Genomic DNA, 11,692 nt, shown 5'->3' with positions numbered 1-11,692 from the left:
GCTGAAGCGAATGCTGGCCAGGCCTGGTGCCAGTTGCTAGACTTCTCGCCCCTCTTCCTCGGTTCTGCCCGAAGCGTAAGCGTCGCCCAGGGGCCGGCGGCTTCGTGCAGTGCTGCATCGTCCTGAAAACGGTGACCCACATGAAAGCTCCCGAACTGCTCTCCCCCGCGGGGACGTTCAAGAATATGCGCTACGCGTTCGCCTATGGCGCCGACGCTGTCTATGCGGGCCAGCCGCGCTATTCGCTACGCGTACGCAACAACGACTTCAAGCTCGAGAATCTTCATCGCGGCATCGCTTACGCCCACGAGCGGGGCAGGCAGTTCTACGTGGCCTCCAATATCGCGCCGCACAACAGCAAGCTGAAGACCTACCTGCGCGACATGGAGCCGGTGATCGAGGCCGGCCCCGATGCGCTGATCATGTCCGATCCGGGTCTGATCATGATGATCCGCGAGCGCTGGCCCGATCAGGTCATCCATCTTTCGGTGCAGTCCAACGTGGTCAACTGGGCGGCGGCGAAATTCTGGCAGCAGCAGGGCATCAGCCGCATCATCCTGTCGCGAGAGCTGTCGCTCGAGGAGATCGCCGAGATACGCGCCGCGTGTCCCGACCTTGAGATCGAAACCTTCGTGCACGGCGCGCTGTGTATCGCCTATTCCGGCCGCTGCCTGCTCTCCGGCTACTTCAACCATCGCGATCCCAACCAGGGCACCTGCACCAACGCCTGTCGCTGGAAGTACAACACCGTGGCCGCGGCCCAGGACGAGACCGGCGACCTGGTGCCGGCCAACTCGGCGGCAGCCCATGCGGCAAGCGGCATCTGGACGCCGGGGCAGAGTGGCCTGATAGCCTCGGGAGGGGGCAGTACCGCCTACAGCACGGCCACGGCCGGCGGCGTGGAAGGGCAGGACGAGCTTTCGGCCCTGATCGAGGACGCGACTCGCCCCGGCGAACTGATGCCGATCTATGAGGACGAGCACGGTACCTACATCATGAACTCCAAGGACTTGCGCGCCGTTCAGCACGTGCCCAGGCTCGCCGAGATGGGCGTGACCTCGCTCAAGATCGAGGGCCGGACCAAGTCGCACTACTACGTGGCCCGCACCGCCCAGGTCTATCGCCGTGCGATCGACGACGCCGTGGCCGGTCGCCCCTTCGACATGCGCTTGATGGACGAGTTGGACAACCTGGCCAACCGAGGCTACACGGAAGGTTTCTACCGCCGACACGTGCACGACGAGTATCAGAATTACGAGCGCGGCAACTCGGTCGGCGTGCACCAGCAGTTCGTTGGCGAAGTGATTGGCTACCACCCGGATCGCGGCGAGCTGGAGGTGGACGTCAAGAACCGCTTCGAGGTGGGCGACGGCATGGAGTTGATGCTGCCGGGTGGCAATCGTCGTTTCGTTCTCGACCATATCGAGAACAAGCGGAGGGAATCGGTACAGGCCGCTCCCGGTTCGGGCCATGTGGTGCGTATTCCGGTTCCCGGTGACGCCATCGCACCCGAGAGGATCGAGTTTGCGCTACTGATGCGTGACCTGCCGGCCTAGCGGCAACGCAGCCGGCAAGCAGACGGACGACAACAGACACGATGAGGGCGGCCAATGGCCGCCCTCATCGTTTTGCTGTGCGTACTCGGTAGCAGGGCATCCGTTTCATCTCGCTTAGACAGCGGAGTCGGGCCCTTCGTAGTGGGCCACCCCATCGCGGCCGCCGTGCTTGACACCGTACATGGCCTGATCGGCGGCGTCGACGAGGGCGGCGGCATCCGCAAAAGCGCCGTCTTCCAGATCGGCAATGCCGATGGAGGCGGTCACATGGAGAGGCTCGCCGTTGGCCTGGGCCAACGGCTGGCTGGCGAGATACTCACGGATGCGGTCGGCCAGGAGGCCGGCCTGCTCCCGGCGCGTGTTGGGCATGATGACGAGGAACTCTTCGCCGCCATAGCGACCGGCAATATCGCTCTCCCTTACCATGTTGCTGAGCGCTGCAGCGAAATGGATCAGCACTTCGTCGCCGAAGCGGTGGCCGAAACGATCGTTGATGCGCTTGAAGTGGTCGAGGTCGATGAACATCACCGAGAGCGGCTGGCGGGCCTGCCGCGCGCAGTCGAAGTGCTGCTGGAGTCGCTTCTCCAGCCAGGGCCGGTTGGCCAATTGGGTCAGGTGATCGGTGCGATGCTGCTCGTCGAGCGCGACATGGCTGGCGTGCAGTGCCTCGAGTTCACGCTGCTGTTCGGCCAGCCGTATCGTCATGCGCAGGTTCTGTTCGAACAGCAGCTCCTTGGCCTCGGCCAGCAGGTGTGTGCTGTCGATGGCGGGCGGGCAGGTAATCTCGAACAGTCGAGCCAGCGAGGGCAGGCGATGCTGCAACTCCTGCATTACGCTCATGACCATGACGATGTCCAGCGAGGCGAGCGAAGCGAGCTGGCGCAGCAGGGCACTGAAGGCAGCAGCGGAGTCGGTGGCCAGCCAACAATCTGCGATACGACAGGAGAGTCGCAGGCATAGCTTGCGCGCATCCCCATCGGCCAGAGGGCCATGACTGTCGATGATGCCGGCAGCGATGGGGTCAGGAACACCCCAACTGGCGGCGAGCCAGGCGCCAACCAGGGCATGGTCGCAACCATAACGGGTGTGCTCGGCTTCGCTCAGCTTGCCGTGTTGATGCAGGTCAGGAATGGAGGTCGCGTAGGCCTCGCCATCCAGGGCCTCGAACGCGAGGATGCCGATATCCTGGAGCAGAGCGGTCGTGAACAGCTGCGGTGCATCGTGGGGGCAGAGATGCTGGGCCAACTCCTGGGCCGCCGAGGCCGCAATGATGGCCCGCTGGCAAAGGTACTCATGATCGAGCCCGTGGCCGGCCCCAAGCCGGGGTAGCCCGAAACTCAAGGCGATCGACAATGTGGCGTCCAGGCCGATGCGCGACACCGCGTCGAGCGACGAGGAAACCGAATTGCCGCCACGCGAATAAAAGGCGCTGTTAGCCATGGACAGCAGGCGCAAGGTCAGCGCAGGGTCCTGTTCGATGGTGCGCGCGTAGTCGGCAAGCCTGGGGTCGGTAGAGCGCGCAATGGCGATCACCCGCGCCGCTGCCGCCGGCAGGCTGGGCAGGCTACGACACTCTGCCAGGCGGGAGCGCAGGGTGTCGGGCAGGGGAGGTAAATTCAGGTTGGCGGGCTCGGTCACGCCAGAGAGTTCCGCAGTCGATATCCTATCGATCGGCATAACTTATCCCGCCTGAGCTAATTCTTAGTTATTTCTCGGCCAGCCTAGCAGAACGGACGTTAATCGAGCGTTTGTGTCTCCACCGTTTCCTCAACGATGGGCCAAGGGAGGCGGGCCACGACCTCCGCTTCGATCTCGCGGCGAATCGGCGCCTGCTGATAGAGCGTCAGCGCTCTCCCACCAGGGGTGTCAGGAAGCGTCGGCGGCGCTCCTGCTCGTCAAGCGGCTGGGCGACAAGGTGGACGAGCTTGGTCAGAGCCGCCTCGGGTGTCATGGCATCGCCAGAGAGCACACCGGCCTGGGTCAGTCCGTGCCCGGCGGCATAGTGGCCGGGCGTCATGCCCCCGACGGGGCACTGGCTGATCGCGGCGATGAGCTTGCCCTCGCCGGTGGCCCTGGCCAGGCTGCCGATCAGCTCCGGATCGGGCGGGATATTGCCGCCTCCCCACACCTCGATCAGTGCCCCCCGCACCCGCTCGTCGCTCAGCCAGGCATCCACTTGCCATGCCTGAACGCCGGGCCAGAACGTCAGCCGGGCGATGCCACCCTGGGCCAGGGACGTATAATCAGGCAGTTCGAAACGAGGCGCGCCGCGCTGCTGGGTTTCAAGGCAACGTCCCGGGTAGAGCACGATGTCGTCGTCGACGCGCTCCCCCAGGATAGGATAGTTGGGGCTGCTGAAGGCGTCTTTCGCTTCGCTGTGGTGCTTGCGCGTACGAACGCCGCGCAGCAAACGCCCGGCAAAGGCCACGGCGACTTCCTGCAGTTCCGGCTTGGCGGCGAATCGCAGGGCCAGCTCGATATTGCTCAGCGCATCGCTGCCCTCGGCTTCGAGGGGATGCATGGCGCCGGTAACGACGACCGGGCGATCCAGACCCTGAAGTTGGTAGGCCAGGCTCGAAGCGCTCCAGGCCAGGGTGTCGGTGCCATGCAGCACGACGATACCGGCATGTTCGTTGAGGCTGGATGCGATCTCGGCCGCCAGCCGCTGCCAGTCGATGGGCGTGGCAGCGCTCGAGTCGATGGGCTCTGCAACGTGGCGAATCACGAAATTCGGCAACCGTGACTGCTGGCTGGGAAACAGCTTGTCGAGTGCGCGTCGAATGCGTGCCTCGATATCACCGCCTGGGGTCAGGCCTTCGGTGCTGGCTACCATGCCCAGGGTGCCGCCGGTATAGAGCACCAGTACGGGACGGTCAATGAAAGGAGGCGCGATCATGTCAGCTCCTGCGATGGCAAAGTGGGGTGATGGTAGCGGGTAGCGTGCCGCTTCTCATGGGTTGGCGGGACCTGAGGTCCGTCACGGTTCACCGGGTCATTTGCGCGTGAAGACACTGCCGTTCTCGTCGATATCGAGGCGGCGATTGCGTCCGGCCAGCAGGGCGAAGGCACCCGCAACGGCGACAATCAGCAGCAGCACGGAGGTGACCGTGCCCAGGCCCACCTCGAACTGAAGCAACACACCGACGGCCAGGGGACCCATGGCGGCCAGGGTATAGCCGCCGCCCTGGGCCAGACCGGAGAGCTTTCCGGCCAGGCGCGAATTGGCGGTGCGCAACACGATCAGCGTAAGGGCGAGGCTGAAGCTGCCACCCTGGCCCAACCCCAGCAACACCACCCCTGGCCAGCGCCACTGAGTATCGGCTTGCAGCAACAGCCACAGGCCGGCCCCCACGCATCCCAGCACCAGCAGCAGCGCCGGGCGCTGGTCGCGACTGAGCCGTGCGAGCCATGGCGCGCCCAGCGCCGAGATCAGCTGCACCATGACCGAAGCGCCCATCATCCAGCCGGCCTCGGCTTCGCTGTAGCCCCGGGATTGCAGCAGGGTGGGTAGCCAACCGAAGACGATATAGGCCAGCGACGACTGGGTGCCCATCAGGATCATTACCTGCCAGGCCAATGGTTGTTTGAGCAGTTCACGCATGCTGCCGCCCGCCGCAGGCGTGACGATGGAGCGAGGCGTGCGCGGCATGAGCGCTAACCAGGCCAGCAAGGCGAAGCCGGCGAGCAGCCCCCAACTGATCAGGCTGAAGCGCCAGTCTCCCAGCAAGTCGGCCAACGGAATGCTCAGGCCGGCGCCCAGGGCGCCGCCCAGGCACAGGGCCATGGTATACACGCCGGTCATGAGATCCGCGCCAGCAGGCAATTCACGCTTGACCAAGGCCGGCAAGAGGGTGCCGGCGACACCGATGGCGGCGCCCACCAGCAGGGTGCCGGCGAACAGCAGCGAGACGGCAGGCGCGCCGCGCAGCAGCAGGCCGAGAATCAGGACGCCAAGGGCCAGCGCCAGGGTGTTTTCGGGGCCGGCACGTTTGGCGAGCCAGGGCGCCAGGGGGGCGAAGATACCCAGGCAGAGTACCGGAAGCGTCGTCAGTGCGCCGATGGCCAGCGAGGTGAGGCCGGTTTCGGCCCTGATGCGGATCAGCAGCGGCGCAAGGGAGGAGAGGGCAGGCCTCAAATTGAGGCCGACCAGCACCATCAGGAACAGGAACAGGGCAATGCGGCGAGCCTCAGGTCTGGCGTCAGTCGTCATGGCCTCGCCACTTGTCGGTATCCCTGTTGCGATAGTGATCCTGGGGAGAGAGGGCCTCACCGCGTCGAGCAAGCAGGGGATGTTCGTTGACGCCATGAGGGTCGAAGGTGGCGCGCTCGGCGTCGCTGGCGGCCTGGAGCTGGCGGCGGATATCCGACACGTCTTCGACGCTGACCCGCTGCTCCTGGCTGCCGAGCACCTGGTACTGGGGAATCAGTCGCCCTTCGTAGGTCCAGCACCGCTGGGGTACCTGGGCGACGTACCAGTGGCGTCCGTCCCAGTGGGCGTGCCCCTGCTCATCCAGCTGCAGGGCTTCCAGCGGTACCAGGGCGGCGAACAGCCGGGCGTTGAGAACCAGGCCGCCCTGGGCCATGCTGACGGCGCCTTCGTAGCGACCGGCGCGAAGAGCTTCGAGAACAGTGCTGCGCTTGGTTCTGGGCTCGATGCTGCCCTGCCCGCACAGATGCAGCAGGCTGTCATCGATCTGCTTGATGACCCAGACCGGAATGGGTTGCTTTCCGGTCAGCCATTTGAGCATGTTCGAGCCTCCTAGCGACGCCAGATGGGGTGCGTATTCAACGGTTTACGCCGTGCTGCCGAGGCAAACGCCAGCACGGCAAACCGTATACGATCCCATAATCTCGGCCAACTACCAAGTCACGCCGGTAGGGTGTCAGGCGCGACGTGCGCGCTGACCACGGCTGCGCTGACGGCGCGCTGCCTGGCCGTCTCCATTGGCGCTGTTGCCGTTGGCATCACGCCGGCTCGTCTGGCGGCGATCGCCACCCTGGCGTGCTTGCCCTGATCGGCCATTGCCGCGACCGCGGCCGTTCTCGATCGGTTCGGGCTTGGCGTTGGGGTCGGGCTCGAAGCCAGGCTCGATGCGCTTCTCCAGGTCGCGCTTGATCAGCCGTTCGATACCCTTCAGCAGGCCATGCTCGTCGACACAGACCAGCGACACGGCCTGGCCGTCGCTGCCGGCACGTCCGGTGCGCCCGATGCGATGCACGTAGTCTTCGGCCACGTTGGGCAATTCGAAGTTGACCACGTGGGGCAGTTCGCTGATATCCAGGCCGCGGGCGGCGATGTCGGTGGCCACCAGCACTTGCAGTTCGCCGCTCTTGAAGGACGACAGTGCCCGGGTGCGCGCCGACTGGCTCTTGTTGCCATGGATCGCCATGGCCGGGATCTCCTGCTTGGAGAGCTGCTCGGCCAGACGGTTGGCGCCGTGCTTGGTGCGGGTGAAAACCAGCACCTGGTGCCAGGCGTGACGAGTAATCAAATGCGCCAGCAGGTCGCGCTTGCGTTCGCGGTCGACCCGATAGATGGCCTGGTCGACGGTTTCGGCGGTGGTGTTGCGGCGTGCCACCTCGATCCTTTCGGGATGGTCGAGCAGCTTGGCGGCCAGCGCCTGGATCTCGTCGGAGAAGGTTGCCGAGAACAGCAGGTTCTGGCGTTTCTCGGGCAGCAGTCTCAGCACTTTCTTGATGTCGTGGATGAAGCCCATGTCGAGCATGCGGTCGGCTTCGTCGAGTACCAGTATCTCCACGCGCGAGAGATCCACGTGCTTCTGCTGCTGCAGGTCGAGCAGGCGACCGGGGGTGGCCACCAGTACGTCAAGTCCGGGGCGGATGGCGTCCACCTGGGGCTGCTGGCCGACGCCACCGAAGATGACGTGGCTTGTCAGGGTCAGGTGACGACCGTAGTCGGCAACGCTCTCGCCTACCTGGGCGGCAAGCTCGCGTGTCGGCGTCAGCACGAGGGCGCGCACCTGGCGCTTGCCGGGACGTGGGCCGTCGGCCAGACGCTGCAGCATCGGCAAGGTGAAGCCCGCGGTCTTGCCGGTGCCGGTCTGTGCGCTTGCCAGCAGGTCGCCGCCCTTGAGTACGGCGGGAATGGCCTGGCGCTGAATGGGGGTCGGGGTCGTGTAGCCCTGGGCCTCGACGGCACGCAGCAGTTCGGCACGCAGGCCGAGGTCGGAAAAAAGGGTCATGCGGTCTCCGCAGATACGCCTGTGCCCTGCCATGTGCCGCTTGCACATGGCCAGTCCCGGGCAAAGACGTGAGAATTCGGTTCAGGGGCGCGGCAGGAGGGACCACAGGTTGCCGCGAGTCGGCATTATGCCACAGCCTCCCGATACTTGCAGCATCGCCATGCTTCAGCGCGTCCGCCTGATGCCGGAAGCGATCTCCGAAGCGACCTGGTCCCAACTGCTGCCCAGCGCTCGTACCAGGGAGGGATAGCCGTCGTCGTCGAGTTCCGTCTCGGCGAAGAAGCGTTCCATGGCCAGCAGCCGGCCATCCGGAGCCAGCAATTGCCACTGGCCGCTGGCGATGGCCAAGCCGTCGTGGCGTCCCTGGAAACGATCGACCTCGAGCCGCAGGCGCAGTGCCTCGCTGCGTCCGAGGCTGGCTTCTTCGCGCATGATGCGGGTATCCGGCAGGCGCTCTGCCAGACGTGCTCGCAGGCCACGTTCCAGCTGGCGTCCCAGCGGCTCGGCCCAGAGGTGCTGGCGGGCGGCATTGAGCGTAATGTCATCGAGCTGCAGCACGATGCCGTCGACATCGAGATAGTGCGCCAGGCGTGGGGGCTGGACGACCAGCAGGTGCCCCGCAGCAGGGCTGCCGTTCGGTAGCGCCGTGCTGCTGTCGGGCAACATGTAGCGGTTGGCCGGTGCCGACGACGAGGCGCAGCCGGTGAGCAATAGCAAGCTCATCAGCAGGGCGAACCAGGACATCCTCTTCATGTACCACTCCCTTTCGGCAGAATGCCATCAGCATAGCGTCTCATGGGCGATAGTCCTCTTCAGTTGCCCCGCGGAGCTCGCGGCACCGGATCCTCGGTATCGAGGCTGTCGAACAGGAGTGCCCGGGGATTCTCGTTGAGCGTGCGCGTCACCGGTTGGAGATCACGCATCAAGCGTTCCAGGCGTTCTGCGGTGGCGGTCAGCTCGCGGTAGGCGGAGGAATCCGGCGACAGGCCCTCCAGGGTGTCGCGCAAGGATTCCAGCGAGGCGTTGAGGTTGGACGGCAGGTTGCGCGTCCCGGGGTCGTCGAGCATCTCCTGCAGCGAAGCGGTCAGGTCGCGTACCTCATCGAGCATCGCCTCGGAGGCGGCCAGGTTGCGATCCAGCCCCGTGAGCAGGGGCTCGACTTCCAGAGCATTGAGTTTTTCGAGCAACGCCGTGACCTGTGCTTCGATCTGAGCGAATCCCGATGAAGTGGTGGGAAAGACGCTACGATCGCTGAAGGTCTCTGCCACGTACTGGTCCGCTTCGTCGCGGTAGAAATTGAGATCCACGAACATCGCGCCGGTCAGCAGGTTGCCCGACTTGAGCGATGCACGCAGGCCGACGCCGAACAGCCGCTGGAAGCGCTCGTCCCACTCGTCCAGGTCAACCTGCTGGTTCTCGATTCCGAGGCGCTGCGGCTCGATGCGAATCAGCACCGGAATGGCAAAGCCGTTACGGGTTTCCGGCTGGGTAGCCGTGAACTGCCAGGGAACGCTGGCCACCGTGCCGATGCGCACGCCACGAAATTCCACCGGGGCGCCGCGCGAGAGTCCCCGGACGCTGTCCTCTACCAGCAGGACGTATTCGAGATAGCGGCTGAACGTTCCCTGGCGCGCACTCTCTTCGTCAGGATAGAGGCTGAAGGTGGCGTCGTTCTCCACCGGACCGCCACGGGGCAGATCCTCCGGCACGCCGAAAGTGACACCGCCGCCCAGCAGCGCTTCGAGGGACTCCACGTTGACACGAATGCCGTCGGCATCCAGGCGCAGGTCGACGCCACTGGCCGACCAGAAGCGCGTACTATCGGTAACCAGTCGATCGTAGGGGCTTTCGATGAAGATACGCTGGTTCATGCGGCGGTTATCGGCATCGAATTCGACTTCCTCGACGCGTCCGACGGTGTAACCCTGGTAGGTCACGGGATCGCCGGCACGCAGCGAATTGCCGAGCTGGCTGACCAGGTTGATCCGCAACCCTTCGACATTGCCCGAGGAGACGGGAGGGGTGTCGCTGACCTCGAATTCGCGAACCCCGGTTTCGCCGCTGCCCGGCTGCAACTGGATGTAGGCGCCGGAGAGGACCGTGTTCAGGCCGCTGATACCTTCCCGACCGATACGCGGCTTGACCACCCAGAAGCGGCTGCCCTCGGTGAGCATTGGTTCGGTATCCGGCGCCATGCGAGCAGTGATGACGGCATGGTTAAGGTCGTCGGAAAGCTGTACGCGTTCGACCCGGCCCACTTCGACGTTGCGCGTCTTGATCAAGGTACTGCCGGCCTCGATGCCCTCGGCGCTGCTCATGGTCAACCTGATCAGCGGGCCGCGGCTGCGGTAGTTGTCATACACAAGCCACAGCCCGATGAGCATGGCCACGATGGGCACGATCCAGATCGGCGACAAACGCCGCTGCGGGGTGGCTCGTGCTCGCTGCATGTCGCGGGTGGCCTCGCGCTCGCGGGGGGTATCGCTCATCCAGAGATTCCTTGCATGGCTCTGGTATCACGCGCTGGCGTGTCCCAGATAAGTCGGGGATCGAAGGTCATGGCGGCCAGCATGGTCAGCACCACCACGGCACCGAAGGCCAGTGCCGCGGGGCCGGGGGTGACCGACATCAGAGAACCGGCGCGGATCAGGGCCACCAGGATGGCGACCACGAAAACGTCGATCATGGACCAGCGGCCGATAAATTCGGTCAATCGGTACAGCCGCGTGCGGCTGACGGCGTTGAGCTCGCCGCTGTGGCGGACCATCAGGCAAAGCCAGGAGAGTGCCACCAGTTTGCCCACGGGCACGATCACGCTGGCGACGAAGATTACCGTGGCGATGGGCCACGAGCCCATCTGTATCAACTCCACCACGCCACCGATGATGGTCGATGGTGTGCTGTGGCCAAGGCTGGTCGTGGTCATGATGGGGTAGACGTTGGCCGGAACGTACATGACCGCGGCTGCGGCCAGGAGTGCCCAGGTACGCTGCAGGCTGTGCGGCACGCGGGCATGCAGCCGCTCGCCGCAGCGCAGGCAATGACCGCTTGCCTCCGCCGGAAGGCGGTTGACCAGGCCGCAGGTCGGGCAGCCGGTCAGTCCCTGTGAGGCGGCCGTGCGGCCGGTCCGGGCGCCCTCGGGTGCCAGCGGCTCGCCGGCCAGCGAGAACCACATCCAGTCGGAGTCGATCGACTGGATGGTGAATAACAACAATAAGGCAAAGGCGCAGAAGGCCCAGAAGGAAAGCCCCAGTTCGACCTGCGCCAGTCCCGCTACCTTGATCAGGCTCACCAGCGCGCCAATGATGAAAACGTCGGCCATCATCCACGGTTTCAAGTGGGCCAGCGACCGGGCGATGGCGCGGCTCGCCGGTAGTGGCGCTCCCTTCTGCAGCAGGCCCAGCTGCAGCCACATGACGCCAAGCAGGTAGATACCGGGCAGTATCGCTATGGTCATGATCACGGCAATGGCGACGAGGGGCTGGTGAAAGCCGATCAGGGTGGTGGCCGTCTGGGTCAGTTCGATGCGGTTGCCCAGCCCTCCTACGCTGAAGCTGACGAAGGGAAAGGAGATCGCCAGCAGCAGTGCCACCATGGCCGCCATCGCCAGTGCCATGCTGCGCTGGGCAGGTCGATAATGCCGGGTGACCAGAATGTGGCCACAGCGCGGGCAATCGGCTTTCTGGCCAGGCTTCAGCGGGGGCAGCGCCACCAGCCAGTCGCACTCGTGGCAAGCGCGCAGCCGCCGACGCGAGGTGCGCACCTCGGGCGGGGTCCGATCGACCCAGGGAGCGAGCGGAAGCGGAGTTGAGCGTTGAAACCTGTAGCGCACGGATGAGTCGACTCGAGACTGTGGGAGTGGAAAAACCCCTCTCTGGCAACGGAAAAAACCGTGTTGGCCAGAAGAAAGTGTGACATGTTGACGCCGCACGT

9 protein-coding genes are annotated in these 11,692 nt (G+C 65.0%); 1 reads left to right on the top strand and 8 read right to left on the bottom strand.

All coding sequences use genetic code 11. From position 1 onward, the window contains the following. The first annotated feature begins 140 nt into the window (after positions 1-140). Positions 141-1,556: a prephenate-dependent tRNA uridine(34) hydroxylase TrhP gene (gene trhP, locus ACOJCM_RS00665; RefSeq protein WP_445210127.1), complete on the top strand. Its 1,416-nt coding sequence runs from the start codon at positions 141-143 to the stop codon at positions 1,554-1,556. A 114-nt stretch (positions 1,557-1,670) separates the two neighbouring features. Here trhP and ACOJCM_RS00660 read toward each other — a convergent pair whose 3' ends face one another. The 8 genes from ACOJCM_RS00660 to ACOJCM_RS00625 form a co-directional block, all read right to left on the bottom strand. After that, on the bottom strand, positions 1,671-3,233 hold the full coding sequence (locus ACOJCM_RS00660; RefSeq protein WP_445210126.1) for a sensor domain-containing diguanylate cyclase: 1,563 nt from the start codon (positions 3,231-3,233) through the stop codon (positions 1,671-1,673). A 166-nt stretch (positions 3,234-3,399) separates the two neighbouring features. Beyond that, a complete protein-coding gene (locus tag ACOJCM_RS00655; protein WP_445210125.1) occupies positions 3,400-4,452 on the bottom strand; it encodes an asparaginase in 1,053 nt (350 codons plus the stop codon). Between the two features lie 96 nt (positions 4,453-4,548). Further along, entirely contained in the window at positions 4,549-5,766 is a 1,218-nt protein-coding gene (locus ACOJCM_RS00650; protein WP_445210124.1) for a CynX/NimT family MFS transporter, read from the bottom strand. Continuing rightward, a complete protein-coding gene (locus tag ACOJCM_RS00645; protein WP_445210123.1) occupies positions 5,756-6,304 on the bottom strand; it encodes a hypothetical protein in 549 nt (182 codons plus the stop codon). The genes ACOJCM_RS00650 and ACOJCM_RS00645 overlap by 11 nt, the downstream gene beginning before the upstream one ends. 135 nt (positions 6,305-6,439) lie before the next feature. Then, complete coding sequence (locus ACOJCM_RS00640; RefSeq protein WP_445210122.1) at positions 6,440-7,759, bottom strand: DEAD/DEAH box helicase; 1,320 nt, start codon at positions 7,757-7,759, stop codon at positions 6,440-6,442. 165 nt (positions 7,760-7,924) lie between these two features. Next, the gene (locus ACOJCM_RS00635) at positions 7,925-8,512 is read right to left on the bottom strand and encodes a PqiC family protein (RefSeq protein ID WP_445210121.1); all 588 of its coding nucleotides are present in this window, start codon (positions 8,510-8,512) and stop codon (positions 7,925-7,927) included. Positions 8,513-8,571: 59 nt separating this feature from the next. After that, positions 8,572-10,248, bottom strand: coding sequence for an intermembrane transport protein PqiB (gene pqiB / locus ACOJCM_RS00630; RefSeq protein ID WP_445210120.1), 1,677 nt, complete (start codon positions 10,246-10,248; stop codon positions 8,572-8,574). Beyond that, on the bottom strand, positions 10,245-11,522 hold the full coding sequence (locus ACOJCM_RS00625) for a PqiA/YebS family transporter subunit (protein WP_445210119.1): 1,278 nt from the start codon (positions 11,520-11,522) through the stop codon (positions 10,245-10,247). The genes pqiB and ACOJCM_RS00625 overlap by 4 nt, the downstream gene beginning before the upstream one ends. Positions 11,523-11,692: the final 170 nt, after the last annotated feature.

This window comes from Billgrantia hypersalina, from assembly GCF_052584175.1.
Note: the sequence above shows the minus strand (reverse complement) of the source record. Positions and strands in the feature narration are given on the sequence as shown.

Excerpts from the sequence above, each read along its gene's own strand:
- trhP (WP_445210127.1), top strand. The coding sequence starts at position 141 with ATGAAAGCTCCCGAACTGCTCTCCCCCGCGGGGACGTTCAAGAATATG.
- ACOJCM_RS00660 (WP_445210126.1), bottom strand. The coding sequence starts at position 3,233 with ATGCCGATCGATAGGATATCGACTGCGGAACTCTCTGGCGTGACCGAG.
- ACOJCM_RS00655 (WP_445210125.1), bottom strand. The coding sequence starts at position 4,452 with ATGATCGCGCCTCCTTTCATTGACCGTCCCGTACTGGTGCTCTATACC.
- ACOJCM_RS00650 (WP_445210124.1), bottom strand. The coding sequence starts at position 5,766 with ATGACGACTGACGCCAGACCTGAGGCTCGCCGCATTGCCCTGTTCCTG.
- ACOJCM_RS00645 (WP_445210123.1), bottom strand. The coding sequence starts at position 6,304 with ATGCTCAAATGGCTGACCGGAAAGCAACCCATTCCGGTCTGGGTCATC.
- ACOJCM_RS00640 (WP_445210122.1), bottom strand. The coding sequence starts at position 7,759 with ATGACCCTTTTTTCCGACCTCGGCCTGCGTGCCGAACTGCTGCGTGCC.
- ACOJCM_RS00635 (WP_445210121.1), bottom strand. The coding sequence starts at position 8,512 with ATGAAGAGGATGTCCTGGTTCGCCCTGCTGATGAGCTTGCTATTGCTC.
- pqiB (WP_445210120.1), bottom strand. The coding sequence starts at position 10,248 with ATGAGCGATACCCCCCGCGAGCGCGAGGCCACCCGCGACATGCAGCGA.